This is a genomic window from Alteromonas sp. W12 (assembly GCF_001924945.1).
In the GTDB taxonomy this organism is placed as follows: domain Bacteria; phylum Pseudomonadota; class Gammaproteobacteria; order Enterobacterales; family Alteromonadaceae; genus Alteromonas; species Alteromonas macleodii.
In genome coordinates this window covers 194,685-211,799 of record NZ_LQXH01000008.1, presented here as the reverse complement: position 1 = coordinate 211,799, position 17,115 = coordinate 194,685, and the positions used below count along the sequence as shown (strand labels likewise).

Below are 17,115 nucleotides of genomic sequence, written 5' to 3'. Positions count from 1 at the left end.
TGTCACAAAAGTTTGTTGAAATGGCAATAACCGTGACTTTTTCCCGAAGATAGCAGCAAACTAGATGAATATTTTGTTATTGAACGGCCCTAACCTGAATATGTTAGGCCAAAGAGAACCCGACAAATACGGCACACAAACCTTGCAAGACATCGTAGATGATTTGCAGGCGCAGGCTGCGTCAAGCAACGTGACCTTAACGCATTTTCAGTCAAACGCTGAGTTTGAACTGATTGATCGCGTGCACGCTGCTATGGGTACTGTTGATGCCATTATTATTAATCCTGCTGCCTTCACGCACACCAGCGTCGCCCTTCGCGATGCATTATTAAGTGTCAATATCCCGTTTATTGAAGTGCATTTGTCGAACGTTCACGCCCGTGAACCGTTTCGTCATCATTCCTATTTTTCTGATGTTGCAGCTGGCGTCATTGTTGGCCTTGGTGCCATGGGCTACTCGCTCGCGCTAACTGCAGCAATCAACTTACCGAAATCGCATAAATAAAGCAGAGACAGAACATGGATATTAGAAAGATTAAAAAACTCATCGAACTAGTGGAAGAATCTGGCATTGCCGAGCTAGAAATCACTGAAGGCGAAGAGTCTGTACGCATCCACCGTGGCCCAACGGGTGTTCAAGCGCCAATGAACTACAGCTTTGCAGCACCTGCTGCACCGCAAATGGCTCCTGCTCCAGCGGCGGCCGCTACCACTGCTTCTGAAGCACCAGCAGAGCCAGCTCAGCCAGAAGGTCACGTTGTTAAGTCTCCAATGGTAGGTACGTTCTACCGTGCATCTTCACCAACGGCAAAAGCATTTGCAGAAGTGGGTCAGCAAGTGAAAGTTGGCGACACGCTTTGTATCGTTGAAGCGATGAAGATGATGAACCAAATTGAAGCAGATAAAGCCGGTGTGGTTAAGGCAATCTTGGTTGAAAACCAAGACCCTGTAGAATTCGACCAGCCAATGTTCATCATTGAATAAGCGAGTGCTTAACTATGCTAGATAAAGTACTTATTGCTAACCGTGGTGAGATTGCCCTGCGTATTTTGAGAGCCTGTAAAGAACTAGGCATCAAAACCGTAGCGGTGCACTCTACTGCGGATAAAAACTTGAAGCACGTGTTGCTGGCTGACGAATCAATTTGTATTGGTAAAGCATCGGCAACCGAAAGCTACCTGAACATTCCTCGCATTATCGCTGCTGCAGAAGTCACTAACTCTATTGCTATTCACCCAGGTTACGGTTTCCTAGCGGAAAACGCAGACTTTGCTGAAGCGGTAGAAAAAAGCGGCTTTATTTTCATTGGCCCTAAAGCTGAAACTATCAACCTTATGGGTGACAAAGTTTCTGCTATCAACGCCATGAAAAAAGCAGGCGTACCGTGTGTACCCGGTTCCGACGGCCCGCTAACTGACGACGTAGAGCGCAACAAAGCCATTGCTAAGCGCATTGGTTACCCAATCATCGTTAAAGCTGCGGGCGGCGGCGGTGGTCGTGGTATGCGCGTGGTGCGCAGCGAAGCTGAGTTGATTAAAGCCATTGAAACAACGCAAGCAGAAGCTGGCGCTGCATTTGGCAACTCAACGGTTTACATGGAAAAATTCCTTGAGAACCCACGTCACGTTGAAATTCAGGTATTAGCCGATGGCCAAGGTAACGCCATTCACTTAGGTGAGCGTGACTGTTCAATGCAACGTCGCCACCAAAAAGTGGTTGAAGAAGCGCCTGCACCGGGTATTTCTGAGCAAATGCGCACCAAGATTGGCGATCGCTGCCGCAAAGCCTGTATTGAAATTGGCTACCGCGGAGCAGGTACTTTCGAGTTCCTATATGAAAACGGTGAATTCTATTTCATTGAAATGAATACCCGTATTCAGGTAGAGCACCCTGTATCTGAAATGATCACAGGCGTTGACCTTATTAAAGAGCAGCTTCGCATTGCAGCTGGTCAGCCACTGTCAATTGATCAGTCGCAAATTCAAATTCGTGGCCACGCTATTGAATGTCGAATTAACGCAGAAGATCCACAAACCTTTATTCCTAGCCCTGGTCCTATCGATATGTTCCATGCGCCAGGTGGTTTAGGTATTCGTTGGGAGTCGCATATTTACGCGGGCTACCACGTACCTCCTTACTACGATTCAATGATAGGCAAGCTTATCACTTACGGTGAAAGCCGCGACGAAGCGATTGCTCGTATGCGCCACGCCCTTGAAGAGATTGTAGTTGAAGGAATTAAAACGAATATCCCTCTTCAGCGTGCCATTATGGCCGATGAAAACTTCTTCGCGGGTGGAACCAACATCCACTACCTAGAGAAGAAGCTAGGTTTAGCCTAATCCCCCCTTTGGGCTACACGCTGTTTTTTGTGTAGCCCAATTTTCTTTCTTCGCTATTCGCTATTCGCTATTCGCTATTCGCTATTCGCTATTCGCTATTCGCTATTCAGCACATTCTAATTTTCCGATTACTACAATCAATTTTTAACGATTTTCCTATTTAAAACTTGGTTCTATACTGCATACAAGTTTTAAGACATCTCCCTGAGTTTTAATGCTTTTGTGTGTTTTACCCTCATTGGAGTCCCACTCCACTTATTGCCGGCATCCCTGCCGGCTTTTTTTTTGTATTTTTTTCCTTAAACCGCTATTCGTTGCGCTAAGTAATTAGATTTAATGTATAAACTACTTAATCATGTTGTTTAGGGTTAAACAGGTGCGAAATCTTTTTTTGTTTATTTTACCGCTGATAGCCATTGCAGGAACTAACGCGCAGGCAGAACAAATAGCGCCCACCTTCTCACAGAAGCTAGATATTCAGGTTCGTTACGATAATCGTTCCAACCGCCCGAGCCGCGAACAATATCGACTGCGTTACTATCCCTCTCTTGCCATCACTTCTGCGTGGTCAGTAAACAGCTTTGTGGTGACTGGCGATGACTTTTCATCAAGTCACAATACATTCGGCAGCGACAACACTGATTATCTCTACGCAAGGCGTCTGTACTTAAGGCATGAAACCGATTCGGGGAAAACTGAGTTAGGTGTTATTCCAACTTACAAAGGGCGTGTTTCTTCCACCGGCTTGTCGAAAGATGGTTGGATAACGGGGGTACGTCATGTGAGGCAATTGCAAAACGACACCGCCATTGAAATAGTCGTTGGTCAACTTGCAAATGCTGAAGCATCTGAAGCCTTTAATATTGGCGGAGAGGATGAGTATTTCGAAATTGAATATTCGGCCAAGATGGGACAACGACATAGCTACGAAGCCAGTTTTGAAAGAATGCTGAACGGTACATTTGCCAGGGCAGAATATCGATTACGTATTAATGAACAAGATACCGCGTTCATTGAATTAGTGCAGCGTACTGATGAAAGTGCTGCGAAAGTTGTAGTGGGCACCAGCGGCGAATTCGCTGCAAGCGCTTTTAACACATCATATCCTATCGAATATTTTGCTTACTATTCCTATATAGACAGTAGTTTTGGTGAGCGCGCTGAATTAATTGAAGACTTCCTAGGAACAGGTCACGGCGGCTCTCTGGAATTTAGTGGCGTGCTATCGGAGAAGCATGATGTTGAATGGTTTATAAGAGCTGATGTGGTAGATAGTGTCAGTCGATTACTGGCAGGAGTAAAACTCTCCTTCGATAGTTGAATGAAACGAAGCGCCTACTCCAGATAAAAAAGGCCCATCAAACGATGGGCCAAACAGCAAGAACGCGTACACACTTTAACAGTGCATAATAAGTTACGGCTTGTCGCCATTGTGAGTTCAGTTACCGCAGATTACGTATTTTTAATCTCTTGAGCTTTAAACTTAAAGTTGAGTTTATTAAACTTTAGTCTAATGAAGCGCTAAAGCTCGTACTGTTTAACTCTAATAATCGTAATTTGAAGGTGTTCTTGTGCCCAGCCGTTACGCTCAGTTCAAAGAAAAACTTCCCATTTCCCGACTCTCCGATGAAGCGCTGCTTGCGTTTCGCGTCCTTTTTGATGATCCTCTCGATATCGTAGACTTAGCGCAAGATATATCTGACTTAACGCTTTACCCAGAACGGCTGAAAGACAGTTATAGAAAGGAGTGGGAAGCCTACGTGCTAAAGGCACTGGCGTTTGAGATCAAACAACATACAGACGTTTCTCCTGCAGAGTTCATTGAGCTTGTCATGAACAAGGTAGAAGCGATTCAGCAAAATAACGACACCTATCAAAATCTATTGCGTCAGGTTCAACACGCGAAGAGTATTTTGCAATCAGAAAACACGATCGTTTTTCCTACCCCCATGCGTCAGCAGTTAACTGCGTTTCTTTTGCCGATTACTACTATTTCGCCTCCCAAAAAATAAAGGCAGCTACAACGTAAGGCAGTTCCGCTTCTATAGGAAAGGCTTCTACACGCTACTTATTAGCGCCTTTAAATTTGTATTGAGAGGGGCAGTATCCTCTGTCCACACCTTCAGGGCGCAGGCTGGCATGTTTGGTTTTTCTACCCGACACGCGCTCTCGCCAGTTCTTGAAGGTTTTCTGTTTGAGATTTTTACGCATAAGCTTTATCACATCTTTTTCAGGCAGCCCGTATAAACGCTCTATTGCCTCGAAAGGCGTACGGTCTTCCCACGCCATTTCAATTACCCGTGATTCTTGTTCTTCAGTTAATGCCATTTCTTACATCTCAATATGCGTGTTTAACCCCACTACATACTTATTTTCGGCTCATTTTGTTCAGTTCAACTACGCTAAAATTCCAAACAATTAGTGGCCGACTTAAACGCTCACTTGCTCATCGTCTTTTTCAAACGCTAGCTTCAACAACTCGGCGGCGGCTTTCGCATCGCTCAGCGCGCGGTGATGCTGCTCCATTTCTATGTGAAAATGCTTTGTTAAGTTTGCCAGCGAGTAAGAAGGCAGCCCAGGATAGGTGCGACGCATTTCGCGAACGGTACACATTTTGGGTCGCCTGAAACTCTGCTCTAGTCTTGCAAACTCTTGCTTAATGAACCCGTAGTCAAAGTTTACGTTGTGAGCAACGAACACAGCGTCTTCGGTGAAATTTGCCACGTGTTCCGCTACTTCAGCAAAAAGCGGAGCATCTGCCACCATGTCATCCGAAATTCCAGTAAGGCGGGTAATGTTGCTAGGAATGCGGCGCTGCGGATTTAACAGGGTTTGAAACCTGTCTACCTCTTTCCCACCAACAAGTTTTACCATACCTATTTCGGTAATCCGGTTGTAGCTGCTGTTTCCCCCAGTGGTCTCTATATCTACCACAACATAAGGCTGTGCTGGGTCGCGTATCCATTTCACTGTTGTTACCGCAACGTCAAATCCAGCTTGCTGCAAACGTTGAATTGAAACCAGCTGATTTCGGCGAAGCTGATCGCCAGGCGCTTTGATTTCTTCAAAGCGAAGTGCGCCGTCAAATACCATGATATCGGGGAAGCCATCTCGGAGGCTCTCAAAGTCTTTGCACATCATGCGAAGTAAAGCATAAATAGAATCTAGCGAACCATGCTCAATTAGCGCTTCTATAGGCGTAAGCAAATGACTAGACCACATAAACAGGCTATTCACTTTGCCATAGTGCATCGTGGCCATTTTGTGAATATGAAAACGCAGTTTTTCTTTGCTATCAAGCGCCTGTAACAACGCTTCAATACTGTGTTCAAACTTGGCGTAAAAGTTATTCTGTTTAAGCGATAACGGTCTGCGATCAAACTCAGTAACCAGCGTGTCTTCTTCGTAAAGTTGCTTCCAAAAGGTAAGGCCGAACAAAGTGCGCCATAATCGGTTTTCCGTGCGCCAGCCTTCAATGCCGTGCCTTGCATAATGCGCCAGCACACCACGCTCAACCTGTTGGTTTTGGCTTACGTCAATATCCAGTGTACGGCTAGCATTGCGAAGCATGTCGGTAACCGTGCTGGTGCGTTTTTTGTGGTATTTACGGGCATAGAAATCTTCTGCAAATGCTAGCAGCGTATCCGATTGCGGATTATCAATTATCTCTTCAAGGGTCTGTTTAACACTATTTTCATTTCCGTCCTTGTAGTTCTCTCTTAACCACTTTTCTTTTGCCTTATCGCTTTGCGCCGCTTTCAATACTTCTAGCCCTTTCGCTCTATCAAACATCAGCACTTTTAGACCTAGTGCATAGAGAAACTGGTCGCGATAAAAACATGCCGACACACCTTCTGTAATGGGCAGTTCACCTTCGGCAATGGCAAGCAACATATCATCGTTATAAAAAGCTAACTGGCTGTAATGGTTGGCGTAAAACCATGACGCTTGGGCGTCGCTTTTAGTTTCAAAACGCGCCGTATCCGTTACGGAATCAGAACGGGTTCTCATTACGCCTAAATCGCGCATAGAAAACTGATTTAGGCGGCTTTTGGTGTTACCAAAATAGATAAACAGCAAATAGCGAAGTGCATCGTCGAACAAGCACACTAAGTAGTTATCTAGCGAAAAACGCTCTGGCCAGCCTCTAGCTTCGATATGTTCATTAAGCAACGTCACGAGTTTAGGCTTGGTGAGAGATGCGAGCCCCTGAATACTGCCGTATTCAGCAAGTAGCTCAAGCAGAGCATCTTTGGTCAAGACACCAGCGATGTCATTAAGCGAAGCGTGGGTAAGGTCACCAAACCAGCCGTTGTCGGTAAGCCAATCTATTTGCTCTTGTGGCACAGCGATTTCGCTATAATTGAACTGCGTCCTGTCAATCACTGCGTACTTGCGATTTGCAGCGCGCACAACAATACACTGTTTGTCATCGTCTAACGCTTTAAAACGCCTAACAAAATCAGTGGCTTCGTCACTTAGAAGCGCCCTGCTAGCACCCTCAAAGAACCCAAGGAACTCGTGAAAGTGTGTAAGGTAATAACGTGGCGGTAAATCTTTTCGCATGAGGTATCTTTGGCTATGAAAACACCAATAGTGTATATTTATACAGCCACGCGAATCAAATTAAATCCTCCGCGATTGGGTATCACATCTGCTGCCAATAGTGCACAGCGTGTACTTTTACACGCGTACGCGCTGTTTAGACACCCAATGAAAGAACGAAGAAAGCTGCGCATCTGCCAATAAACGCTGCAAATTGAAGTAGTGTTTGGCCAACGTCATCTCATCATAAAATCGATGTATACCGCTGTGACATTGTCTGCAAATGTAAATGCCGTCCTGAAGCTCCGCTTTGCTAAAGTGCTTTTTAAAATAGGTACGCCTGTGCATTTTTCGCGGAATAAGATGATGGTAAGTAAGGCGAGTTTCTCTATTACAGCACGGGCATTGACCAACTTTATTTGCCACAAGGTCACCTTTTTCGTCTATCACATCTATTATTTGTGCACCCAGTTTTCTGATTACTCATAAGCGTCAAATGGCAGTCTTGTCCTTTTCCCTTAAAATCAGATACAAGGGGCGTGTCTAAAAGAAAATCCACTCGTCTTTGCATTACGTAACAAATAGCATTAGTGATTACAAAGGCATTTAAATATGAGTTTAACTCGTTCCATGGGCTTTTCCTGTCCTTACTGCATGGCTCCAAATGATGTTGAAATAGATGAAATTAACGATGTTGGCCAAGTACAGGTGCTCGACTGCCAAGTGTGTTGTCAGCCCATTGAGCTTACTGCTTATCAGCACGGTGATGACATTCAGATAGAGGCAGAAAGAGAGAATGACTAAGCAGTTTACCCGCGGTGATATAGACGCCCTTGCACAGCGCTACCGCGCAAACCTAATTAATAGTTTGTCTGGTTTTAAATCGGCGACTTTGGTGGGTACAACAAACGGCGTTACAAACAATTTGGCTATAGTGAGCTCTATTGTTCATGTCGGTGCAAACCCGCCTCTCATTGGCATGATCATGCGTCCACATACCGTCACGCGAGATACGTTGAGCAACATAAAACAGCAGGGCTTTTATACGCTAAATCACGTGGCTGTTGACTGGGTCGACAAAGCCCACCAAACATCAGCCCGCTATGCGCCAGATGAAAGTGAATTTGAAGCCGTTGGGTTAACCGCGCAGATCAGTGAGTCCTTCAGTGCGCCGTATGTCAAAGAAAGTGAAATTAAAATGGGCTTAAAAGTAGCACAGCATTTTACTTTGCTTAATGAAACCGAAATGGTTATCGGCGAAATCCAGGAGCTCTACGTTCCTGAGCAAATAATAGATTCAGACGGCTATGCAGATATAGAGCAAGCGCAAACGGCCTGTATCTCAGGCCTAGACAGCTACCACAGCACACAACGAATTGCGCAATTTGCGTATGCAAAGCCCGATGTAAAGTTAACCGTGAAGTGAACTAATAAACTGTCCAACGGTCTTACATTCAATACTTAAGGTTGTAACTCTGAAGTTTATTTAATCTGGATCAAGCGAAAATGCGACATTTCGTTCGATCTTTTTTCAAAAAGAGATAGTATTTAAACATGAAACAAAACCTGCCTCTTTGGGCAGGTTTTTGCGTTTAAGGCACTGAATAAAAAAGAATCATTATCGTTTCTATCTCTTAAGGAGAATGTTATGAAATCTGTAAATCGCCGTGACTTTTTAAAGCTTTCTGGCTCGACAGTTATCGGTCTTACATTAGGTGGTGTAGCGTTACGTGCTCAGGCTCAAGAACAATTGAGTGCTGATGACCCTACTGCAAAAGCACTGAACTACACACCGTCGTCAACTGTTGAAGGTGCAAAATGCGCAAACTGCATGTACGTGCAGGGCGCCGATGGCGAACAACACCGCCCTTGTAACATTTTCCCTAATAAGCTTGTTAACGCTGATGGCTGGTGTAGCGCTTGGGTGAAAAAGCCTGGCTAACCAATCGAAAGAAAAGACGTTCAAAAGCCCTTGAGTTAAACCAAGGGCTTTTTTCGTTTCTGTTGAGGCGAAATACGATTATGTATCCTCATTTCCCGCTAGCGAACTACATCAATTCCGTCTTCGATACCTTTTAGCGCTGGGTTGTCAAAACGTGTAGGCAGAAGGCCAGGCTTAATGAAGAAGCCGTGTTTTGCTTCAAAGACTCTACCTATTTTCAACACGCTTTCGTCTTGCCACTTTCCACCAATAAAGCTAATCCCCACAGGAAGATCTTTCACCTGTCCAGCGGGCACTGTGAGATGCGGATATCCTGCAATTGCGGCCAAATACCCGATACCGATAAAACCGACAGGCGAATGGTCACCATATACGCCGTCTATTAAAAAAGAAGGGCTGTTTGAGGGCGCAACTAGTACATCAACATTGTGCTTTGCTAACAACGTATCAATACCATTTTTGCCCGCCGTGTCTTGAATAAGGCGCAGTGCATTTTGATACTTTTCGCTGTCAATGGCTGCCGACGCGAGCGATTTTTCGAAAATGTCTTGATTGAATAGCGCTAACTCGCGCTCTGTTTTGTTATTGAAATCGATAAGCTCAGACAAGTTCCTTGCAGGGAGGTCTGCCGGCGACCCCGACAAGTATTCGTTAATACTATGATGGAACTCGCTCAGCAGAACATTATAGGAGTCGGCCCAAAATGAATCTGGCTGAGAGAAGTCACTGATGTCCACCAGCGTCGCGCCCGATGCTTTAAGCTGGTTCAACGCCTTTTCATAAACAGCCAGTACATGAGGGTTATCGCCCTGGCGGTACCTAACCACACCAATACGCTTGCCTTTTAAATCTGTAGCCAGCATTGAAGATGTTGGCATAGAAGGGCGGTGAGACTCTGCGTCTAGTGTCGCGTTATCGCTTGCATCAGGGCCCGCCATGATTGCCGTCATTAGCCAGGCGTCTTGAACGTTAGACGTCATTGGTCCTGCGGTGTCCTGACTGAAAGAAATAGGCACTATGTGAGTTCTGGAAAGCAAGCCCACGGTTGGTTTAAAGCCGACTACCCCGTTTATGGATGCCGGACAAATAATAGAACCATTGGTTTCGGTGCCCACGGCAAGTGACGCGAGGCGAAGTGACATGGCAGCGCCCGAGCCCGATGACGAGCCACAAGCACTTCTTGATAGCATATGCGGGTTTCGGGTAAGCCCGCCAACTGCACTCCAGCCGCTGATAGAGGATTCAGAGCGAAAGTTTGCCCATTCAGACAAATTGGTTTTACCCAAAATAATTGCCCCTGCCGCTTTCAGTTTTTCTACGATAGGCGCATCGCGACCAGTGTAATTAGCAATAAGCGCCATTGAGCCGGCTGTGGTGGGCATCTCTTTACTTTCTATATTATCTTTTAGCAGCACGGGAATACCTGCCAGAGGGCCAAGCGTCTCGCCATTCGCGAGTCGTTTATCGATGGCCTTCGCTTCGTTCAGCGCGTTAGGGTTCAACGCTAAAACGCTATTTACCTTTTCATCTAGCCGTTCGATTCGCGCAAGATAACCGCTAACGAGCTCAGCAGATGTCGTGTCGCCACTCGCAATAGCTTGTGCCTGAACGTGAGCAGGCTTATCTAACCATTGCTCAATCTTATCTGTATGATTTGCTTGAGACACGCATGCAGTGCATAGCACGACTACGGCCAGCAAAAAACCCTGTTTCAACATAAACCTTTCCTTAACGTATGATCCTAGCGCCTGTTACTCCTTCTTATTATGCAGCTTTTGACGGCAATAGAAGGTAACGTAATGTTAGTTTCTTATACGTTGAATCAGAAATAGTTCACTGTCTAAGAATTATTTTGCCGTTTCCGCTACGGGAAGCTTATGAAGGAGGTTATCGAGCTTATATTCATCAAGCAGTAACTGATACCGCCCATCTTCAATAAATAGCCGAAGGGTGGCGTTGAACTTGGCTCTTAGCGCTGGGTCGGGGATCGCAGCACTGTAAGGCGATATAGGAAAAAGCTCATGAAAGACGGTTGCGTCTTCGGCATAAGCACTGTTTGCAGATTTGAAGTAGTTGAAAATATTTCTATCGAGAATGGCAACATCGACACTGCCGCGCATCAGCATGTCCACTTGACGATCTTGTCGTGCCATTTCTATATAGGTAGTTTGCGATGCAAGAGTTCGCCCAAAGTCCTCACCTAATACCGATTGAGCGGTTTGAAAAGCAATGACGCTTTTACCTTTCAAATCGTCGATACTGTCTATCGTCAGTTCTCTGTCTGCCCGTGTTACCACGACGTTCTGATAGATAATATATGGCTCAGATAAAATGCTTTGATCGACCGTGTGTGCAGGATTAAGGGTAAGTCCAATGTCAACGGCGTCATCTTTTAATAACCTTGCCGTACGCCCGAAAGGAACATAAATAGGCGACAATCCATATCCCATTTCAGCAAGGATCGCCCGCACCAAGTCAACTTCAAAGCCGGTGTGCTCTTGTGAAATAACGTATGGAGGCTTGTTCCAGCCTACAACCACATCTAGCTCTTTCGCGCTAAGCGGTATGATAAAACACAGTAAACAAACAGCAGATAAAAGTGCGCGCATACAACAGATTAACCAGACTATAAATTAAACGATACCCTTCTCATAATATAAACTTATATTAGAATTTCACCAGTCAACAAAAGGTTAGTTTTTCTCGAGGCTTACGTAATCAATTGAGCAGCCAAGTTTTATTGGGTACTTGAGAGCCTGTTGAAAACCAAAGTGGTTAGATTTGATCATGCCTCTGTAAGCATCGCGTTCTCATTTACTGAAAGCTTTTCGCTTGCCTGCATTTTGTTTACTGCCAAGCAAAGGTACAATAAAGCGCAAAGGTCTCAATGAACGATAACTATGGCTTGGCTACAACTTCGAATTAATACCTCCTCTGAACATGCAGAATCAATAGGCGACATGCTAACGGCCAACGGCTCACAAGCAGTGACCTATGTGGATGCGAAAGACACCCCTATGTACGAGCCCAAGCCGGGTGAAGTGTTACTGTGGCCCGATACACAAGTCGTCGGCTTATTTGAAGCTGATGCCGATATGAAAGGCATCCTTCAGCGCTTGGGTAAAGCCAAAGTCTTAGGCCCTGATTTTAAATATAAGCTTGAGCCACTTGAAGACAAAGACTGGGAGCGAGAGTGGATGGATAACTTCCATCCCATGCAATTTGGCGAGCGCTTGTGGATATGCCCAAGCTGGCGCGATGTTCCCGATCCAAACGCCGTTAACGTAATGCTAGATCCTGGGCTTGCCTTTGGTACTGGCACGCACCCTACCACAGCGCTTTGCTTGCGCTGGCTAGACGGCATAGATATGACAGATAAAACCGTTGTCGATTTTGGCTGTGGCTCTGGAATATTAGCGCTGGCTGCGCTGAAGTTGGGTGCTAAACGCGTCATCGGCATTGATATCGACCCACAAGCGCTACAAGCAACAAAAGAAAATGCACGACGCAACGGCGTTGAAGACCGTTTGGATGTATACCTTCCTGAAGACCAGCCTGAGCTTGAAGCCGATGTCGTGATGGCGAACATCTTGTCAGGTCCATTACTAGAACTTCAAAGCGTTATTACAAACTACTGCAAATCAGGCGGTTTGTTAGTCCTTTCTGGCATTTTGGCGGAGCAAGTTACGCGCATAGAAGAAGCGTACGCTAACGATATTACTCTTGAACCCAGTGCCATTGATGGTGAATGGGCGAGAGTGTCGGGCAAAAAACACTAAGTTTGAGTGATAAACCGACCAGTCGGTGAAAATTACGCCCAGTTAGAATAGTGTGTTTTCGGTAAACCACCTCAAAATTGCGACGAAAATTTGTACGACAAAGCACGTTACCGCCTAATTAATTGTTAATTTTTTTCACATTACAGCCCTTTCAAATCGGGGGCTGTAAGACTTTCGTGCAATATTTAAACTAAAAATCGACGTTAGCTTACTAATGTGACAGATTTTTTTCACTGTCAAGACCACGGAGTGAAATTTTGTGCGATTTTTAGCCTTTTCAAGCCTTGCGAAAACACGTACACTTAGCGCCCCGTTTTAGCCGGGTGTATATTTTCTGTGCAGTTTTAGATGGCGAGCTATACATTTTATAATGCGAATTGGACCTTACGAGTTAGAAAACAATTTGATGTTGGCCCCCATGGCTGGCGTAACAGACAGACCGTTTCGCCAACTTTGTAAGCGCTTAGGTGCAGGGCTTGTTGTTTCAGAAATGCTTTCGAGTAATCCGAAAGTTTGGAACACAGCTAAATCACAAGCGCGTATGAATCATGAGGGTGAAGAAGGCATTCGCTCTGTACAGATAGCTGGGGCTGATCCTGAGCTTATGGCTCAAGCAGCACAATTTAATGTTGAGAACGGTGCGCAAATCATCGATATCAACATGGGTTGTCCTGCTAAAAAGGTCAACAAGAAGCTAGCAGGTTCTGCATTGCTTCAATACCCAGACACAGTGGAAGCGATTATTAAAGCAGTAGTTAATGCTGTTGATGTACCCGTGACACTAAAAATTCGTACCGGCTGGAACCCAGAAAATCGCAATGGGGTAGAGATTGCCCGCATTGCAGAGCAAAACGGCATACAGTCGCTTGCTGTTCACGGCAGAACACGAGCTTGTATGTATAAAGGAGAAGCTGAATACAGCACCATACGTCAAATAAAGGCGGCAATTTCAATTCCTGTTATTGCAAATGGTGATATTACTTCTCCAGAGAAAGCACAAGAGGTGCTGAATTACACCGGTGCAGATGGCGTAATGATAGGTCGCGGCGCGCAAGGTAAACCTTGGATATTTAAGCAAATCCAACATTATCTTGAAACGGGCGAGAACCTACCAGCACCGCCGCTGTCAGAGTTATATGAACTCTTGCATGAGCACGTAGCCAATGTGCAGGACTTTTATGGCGACATAGCCGGTGTGAGAATTGCCCGTAAGCACGTGGGCTGGTATCTCGCGGAGCACGATACGGATCGTCAGTTTCGTAAAACGTTTAACGCTATCGATGATGCGAATGAGCAACTCGATGCACTAAATGCATATTTTCAAGCGCTGCAGACACGAGAAACCCGACAGATTTCTCCCGCAGCATAGTGATGACTAACTTAAGAGCAACACAGTATTATGTTCGATCAAAACGTGACTTCACCTTTTACTACTACAGTAACTACGCCTTCACAAACGCAAGCTCAAAAGCCACTGCGTGACTCTGTAAAGCAAGCGGTTAATAAGTACCTTAAGCAATTGGATAACGCAAACATCGATAACCTGTACGAAATGGTACTGGCTGAAGTTGAAGCGCCGCTGCTAGAAGAAGTCATGACTTACACACGCGGCAATCAAACCCGCGCTGCCATCATGATGGGCATCAACCGTGGCACACTTCGCAAGAAGCTTAAGCAATACGGCATGAACTAAGATTCCAAGGGCTTTGCCCACCAAAGAGCACCAATCGGTGCTCTTTTTGTTTCAACACTACAACATTAGAAACTTAAAATTTATGCAAACACCAAAACCAATTAAACGTGCTCTCCTTAGTGTCTCTGATAAAACCGGTATCCTCGATTTCGCGACAGCGCTGCATAACGCTGGCGTAGAACTTCTGTCGACGGGCGGTACTGCTAAACTTCTCGCTGACGCTGGCTTACCTGTTAAAGAAGTGTCTGATCACACAGGTCACCCAGAAATTATGGCTGGCCGCGTTAAAACCCTTCACCCGAAAATTCATGGCGGTATCCTTGGTCGTCGCGGTACCGATGAAGCAGTGATGGAAGAACACAGCATTGCGCCTATCGACCTTGTGGTGGTTAACCTTTACCCGTTTGCTGCTACCGTGGCAAACGAAGACTGTACGCTAGAAGATGCGATTGAAAATATTGATATCGGTGGGCCAACGATGGTTCGCGCTGCCGCGAAAAACCATAAAGATGTCACCATCGTTGTTAATGCGGCGGACTACTCTCGCGTGCTTGCAGAAATGAACGACAACAATGGCTCGTTAACGTACAACACCCGTTTTGACCTTGCGATTAAAGCGTTTGAACATACGGCCGAGTACGACGGCATGATTGCAAACTACTTTGGTGCTCGTTTAGACAGCACAGGTTGTGAAGCAGACTGTGACCACCAGCACAGTGAATTCCCACGTACCTACAACATGCAGCTTACTAAGAAGCAAGACCTTCGCTATGGCGAAAATAGCCACCAAGAAGCGGCATTCTATGTTGAAAACAATGTTCAAGAAGCGTCTGTGGCTACCGCTACTCAGCTTCAGGGTAAGGAACTGTCATTCAACAACATTGCTGACACGGATGCGGCGCTTGAGTGCGTAAAAGAATTCGAAGAGCCAGCATGTGTAATCGTTAAGCACGCTAACCCATGTGGTGTGGCCATTGGCGATGATATTTTAAGTGCCTACGACCGTGCGTTTAAAACTGACCCAACGTCTGCATTTGGTGGCATTATCGCGTTTAACCGAGAGCTTGATGCGAAAACGGCGCAAGCGATTGTTGACCGTCAATTTGTGGAAGTCATTATTGCGCCGACAGTAAGCGATGAAGCGAAAGAAGTAGTAAGTGCGAAGAAAAACGTACGTCTTCTAGCATGTGGTGACTGGGCTGGTCAGCTAACTGAAGGTTATGACTTTAAGCGCGTAAACGGTGGTTTATTAGTACAAGAGCGCGACTTCGGCATGGTTGAAATGGAAGACCTAGAAGTTGTGACTAAGCGTAAGCCAAGCGAAGATGAACTACGCGACCTTATGTTCTGCTGGAAGGTAGCAAAATACGTGAAGTCTAACGCGATTGTTTACTGCAAAGACGGTATGACGGTAGGCGTGGGCGCAGGTCAAATGAGCCGTGTTTACTCTGCGAAAATTGCGGGTATTAAAGCAGCTGATGAGAACCTTGAAGTTGCAGGCTCTGTAATGGCGTCTGATGCATTCTTCCCATTCCGCGACGGTATCGACGCTGCGGCTGAAGCAGGTATTAAAGCAGTCATTCAGCCAGGCGGCTCTATGCGCGACCAAGAAGTCATTGATGCAGCTGACGAGCACGGCATTGCTATGGTGTTCACGGGTATGCGCCACTTCCGTCACTAATAAGTATTTACGCAATACCTTTTAGTGCAGGCTTAGTGAGGGACACCAACACCTAAGTTAAACACGCAGTAAAGTGGCATTTAGTGGCTTTACTGTGTGTTTGTTATTTTTCCTTAACCCTTTTAAATACGCAGACTCGAGGTCATTTGCTTAGTTGTAGTGAAATCTCATCGAAGCGACAGAGTCGCGAATTATTCTGCTAAGGCGTAAGTGCAAATAGGGGTTAGCTGATAGGCTTGATCTGACCCGTGGTAATTTGTAGTAATAGTGTTATGTTATTCGCCTACCCTCGACAGAAAAAGGAAATAAGAATGAAAAAGTTAGCCCAATATGTGTTAGCCGCAACCCTAGGTGTAAGTGCTACTTATGCCAGCGCAGATGCGATTTCTGATGCCGCAATGAGCGATATCCGCTCTGCTAGTGCAAAAGTACGCGATGAGTACCGTAATCCTCAGCAAACACTGCGCTTTTTTGGCCTTACCCCAGACATGACTGTGGTAGAAATCTCTCCAGGTGGTGGTTGGTACGCCGACATCCTTTATTCTGTTGTAAAAGATAACGGTAAGTATGTAGCTGCTCACTTTTACGTTGATGATGAAACCAGCGGTTACTTTAAAAAATCGGTGGAAGGCTTCAAAGAAAAAATGAAGCCGGGCATGAAGTACGAAGGTGCTGAGCTTACTGCATTCGACCCAATCAAAGCGTTAGATATTAGCGACGCAGGTAGTGCCGATATGGTGCTGACGTTTCGCAACGTACACAACTGGTATATGCGTCACGGTGACGAGGGTATCGACAATGCATTTGGCGCATTTTTCAAAGCACTTAAGCCAGGTGGCGTACTGGGCGTAGTGGAACATGAGCTTCCTGAAAGCGCAGATGATGAAGCAATGAAGAAAAGTGGCTACATGAAGCGTTCTTACGTTGTGGCTGCCGCCGAAAAAGCAGGCTTTGTGCTTGAAGCAAGCAGCGATGTCAACGCGAACCCAATGGATACTGCCGACCACCCGAAAGGTGTGTGGACGCTACCTCCACGTTTGGCGCTAGATGATCAAGATCGCGAAAAATACATGGCGATTGGCGAGAGCAATCGCATGACGCTAAAATTCACCAAACCAAAATCATAAAATTAA

At 45.7% G+C, this 17,115-nt stretch carries 18 protein-coding genes; 13 read left to right on the top strand and 5 right to left on the bottom strand.

Going from position 1 to position 17,115, the window contains the following annotated elements:
- Positions 1–64 precede the first annotated feature (64 nt).
- From aroQ to AWH61_RS12330, 5 genes are all read left to right on the top strand, one after another.
- Positions 65–505: a type II 3-dehydroquinate dehydratase gene (aroQ, locus tag AWH61_RS12350; protein ID WP_014951275.1), complete on the top strand. Its 441-nt coding sequence runs from the start codon at positions 65–67 to the stop codon at positions 503–505.
- A gap of 14 nt (positions 506–519) precedes the next feature.
- Positions 520–984 (top strand): acetyl-CoA carboxylase biotin carboxyl carrier protein, encoded by a 465-nt coding sequence (accB, locus tag AWH61_RS12345; RefSeq protein WP_014951276.1) that lies wholly within the window; start codon positions 520–522, stop codon positions 982–984.
- 14 nt (positions 985–998) lie between these two features.
- On the top strand, positions 999–2,342 hold the full coding sequence (accC, locus tag AWH61_RS12340; protein WP_039228980.1) for an acetyl-CoA carboxylase biotin carboxylase subunit: 1,344 nt from the start codon (positions 999–1,001) through the stop codon (positions 2,340–2,342).
- 376 nt (positions 2,343–2,718) lie between these two features.
- Entirely contained in the window at positions 2,719–3,663 is a 945-nt protein-coding gene (locus tag AWH61_RS12335; RefSeq protein WP_061096455.1) for a hypothetical protein, read from the top strand.
- Between the two features lie 250 nt (positions 3,664–3,913).
- A complete protein-coding gene (locus AWH61_RS12330; protein ID WP_075177197.1) occupies positions 3,914–4,354 on the top strand; it encodes a hypothetical protein in 441 nt (146 codons plus the stop codon).
- Between the two features lie 52 nt (positions 4,355–4,406).
- On the opposite strand, the gene AWH61_RS12325 is transcribed toward AWH61_RS12330, so the two are convergent.
- The 3 genes from AWH61_RS12325 to AWH61_RS12315 all read right to left on the bottom strand — a co-directional run bounded on the left by AWH61_RS12325 (position 4,407) and on the right by AWH61_RS12315 (position 7,313).
- Positions 4,407–4,670: a TIGR03643 family protein gene (locus AWH61_RS12325; RefSeq protein ID WP_014977757.1), complete on the bottom strand. Its 264-nt coding sequence runs from the start codon at positions 4,668–4,670 to the stop codon at positions 4,407–4,409.
- Between the two features lie 102 nt (positions 4,671–4,772).
- Entirely contained in the window at positions 4,773–6,908 is a 2,136-nt protein-coding gene (locus tag AWH61_RS12320; protein ID WP_075177196.1) for an exonuclease domain-containing protein, read from the bottom strand.
- 117 nt (positions 6,909–7,025) lie between these two features.
- Entirely contained in the window at positions 7,026–7,313 is a 288-nt protein-coding gene (locus tag AWH61_RS12315) for a hypothetical protein (protein WP_230598863.1), read from the bottom strand.
- 186 nt (positions 7,314–7,499) lie between these two features.
- Here AWH61_RS12315 and AWH61_RS12310 point away from each other — a divergent pair, with 186 nt between their 5' ends.
- The 3 genes from AWH61_RS12310 to AWH61_RS12300 all read left to right on the top strand — a co-directional run bounded on the left by AWH61_RS12310 (position 7,500) and on the right by AWH61_RS12300 (position 8,829).
- The gene (locus AWH61_RS12310; protein WP_014980678.1) at positions 7,500–7,691 is read left to right on the top strand and encodes a zinc ribbon domain-containing protein; all 192 of its coding nucleotides are present in this window, start codon (positions 7,500–7,502) and stop codon (positions 7,689–7,691) included.
- Positions 7,684–8,313 carry a flavin reductase family protein gene (locus AWH61_RS12305; RefSeq protein WP_014951284.1) on the top strand — a complete coding sequence of 210 codons (630 nt, stop codon included), beginning with the start codon at positions 7,684–7,686 and terminating at the stop codon, positions 8,311–8,313. The genes AWH61_RS12310 and AWH61_RS12305 overlap by 8 nt, the downstream gene beginning before the upstream one ends.
- Before the next feature lie 222 nt (positions 8,314–8,535).
- Positions 8,536–8,829 (top strand): high-potential iron-sulfur protein, encoded by a 294-nt coding sequence (locus AWH61_RS12300; protein ID WP_014951285.1) that lies wholly within the window; start codon positions 8,536–8,538, stop codon positions 8,827–8,829.
- Positions 8,830–8,927: 98 nt separating this feature from the next.
- Here AWH61_RS12300 and AWH61_RS12295 read toward each other — a convergent pair whose 3' ends face one another.
- Together AWH61_RS12295 and AWH61_RS12290 are read right to left on the bottom strand one after the other, a co-directional pair.
- Positions 8,928–10,547 (bottom strand): amidase, encoded by a 1,620-nt coding sequence (locus AWH61_RS12295; RefSeq protein ID WP_075177195.1) that lies wholly within the window; start codon positions 10,545–10,547, stop codon positions 8,928–8,930.
- 129 nt (positions 10,548–10,676) lie between these two features.
- On the bottom strand, positions 10,677–11,438 hold the full coding sequence (locus AWH61_RS12290) for a substrate-binding periplasmic protein (protein WP_014951287.1): 762 nt from the start codon (positions 11,436–11,438) through the stop codon (positions 10,677–10,679).
- 291 nt (positions 11,439–11,729) lie between these two features.
- On the opposite strand from AWH61_RS12290, the gene prmA reads away from it, so the two are divergent.
- The 5 genes from prmA (at position 11,730) to AWH61_RS12265 (ending at position 17,109) form a co-directional block, all read left to right on the top strand.
- The gene (gene prmA / locus AWH61_RS12285; protein WP_014977763.1) at positions 11,730–12,608 is read left to right on the top strand and encodes a 50S ribosomal protein L11 methyltransferase; all 879 of its coding nucleotides are present in this window, start codon (positions 11,730–11,732) and stop codon (positions 12,606–12,608) included.
- Between the two features lie 370 nt (positions 12,609–12,978).
- Positions 12,979–13,977 (top strand): tRNA dihydrouridine synthase DusB, encoded by a 999-nt coding sequence (gene dusB, locus AWH61_RS12280; RefSeq protein WP_014951289.1) that lies wholly within the window; start codon positions 12,979–12,981, stop codon positions 13,975–13,977.
- A gap of 30 nt (positions 13,978–14,007) precedes the next feature.
- A complete protein-coding gene (gene fis, locus AWH61_RS12275; protein ID WP_012520109.1) occupies positions 14,008–14,301 on the top strand; it encodes a DNA-binding transcriptional regulator Fis in 294 nt (97 codons plus the stop codon).
- Between the two features lie 82 nt (positions 14,302–14,383).
- Positions 14,384–15,982: a bifunctional phosphoribosylaminoimidazolecarboxamide formyltransferase/IMP cyclohydrolase gene (gene purH, locus AWH61_RS12270; protein ID WP_014977764.1), complete on the top strand. Its 1,599-nt coding sequence runs from the start codon at positions 14,384–14,386 to the stop codon at positions 15,980–15,982.
- A 311-nt stretch (positions 15,983–16,293) separates the two neighbouring features.
- Entirely contained in the window at positions 16,294–17,109 is an 816-nt protein-coding gene (locus AWH61_RS12265) for a class I SAM-dependent methyltransferase (protein WP_039228695.1), read from the top strand.
- Positions 17,110–17,115 lie beyond the last annotated feature (6 nt).

Coding starts and splice junctions, on each gene's coding strand:
- purH (WP_014977764.1), top strand. CDS start 14,384: ATGCAAACACCAAAACCAATTAAACGTGCTCTCCTTAGTGTCTCTGAT.
- fis (WP_012520109.1), top strand. CDS start 14,008: ATGTTCGATCAAAACGTGACTTCACCTTTTACTACTACAGTAACTACG.
- AWH61_RS12295 (WP_075177195.1), bottom strand. CDS start 10,547: ATGTTGAAACAGGGTTTTTTGCTGGCCGTAGTCGTGCTATGCACTGCA.
- dusB (WP_014951289.1), top strand. CDS start 12,979: ATGCGAATTGGACCTTACGAGTTAGAAAACAATTTGATGTTGGCCCCC.
- AWH61_RS12320 (WP_075177196.1), bottom strand. CDS start 6,908: ATGCGAAAAGATTTACCGCCACGTTATTACCTTACACACTTTCACGAG.
- AWH61_RS12310 (WP_014980678.1), top strand. CDS start 7,500: ATGAGTTTAACTCGTTCCATGGGCTTTTCCTGTCCTTACTGCATGGCT.
- AWH61_RS12305 (WP_014951284.1), top strand. CDS start 7,684: ATGACTAAGCAGTTTACCCGCGGTGATATAGACGCCCTTGCACAGCGC.
- accC (WP_039228980.1), top strand. CDS start 999: ATGCTAGATAAAGTACTTATTGCTAACCGTGGTGAGATTGCCCTGCGT.
- AWH61_RS12290 (WP_014951287.1), bottom strand. CDS start 11,438: ATGCGCGCACTTTTATCTGCTGTTTGTTTACTGTGTTTTATCATACCG.
- AWH61_RS12325 (WP_014977757.1), bottom strand. CDS start 4,670: ATGGCATTAACTGAAGAACAAGAATCACGGGTAATTGAAATGGCGTGG.
- prmA (WP_014977763.1), top strand. CDS start 11,730: ATGGCTTGGCTACAACTTCGAATTAATACCTCCTCTGAACATGCAGAA.
- aroQ (WP_014951275.1), top strand. CDS start 65: ATGAATATTTTGTTATTGAACGGCCCTAACCTGAATATGTTAGGCCAA.
- AWH61_RS12265 (WP_039228695.1), top strand. CDS start 16,294: ATGAAAAAGTTAGCCCAATATGTGTTAGCCGCAACCCTAGGTGTAAGT.
- accB (WP_014951276.1), top strand. CDS start 520: ATGGATATTAGAAAGATTAAAAAACTCATCGAACTAGTGGAAGAATCT.
- AWH61_RS12300 (WP_014951285.1), top strand. CDS start 8,536: ATGAAATCTGTAAATCGCCGTGACTTTTTAAAGCTTTCTGGCTCGACA.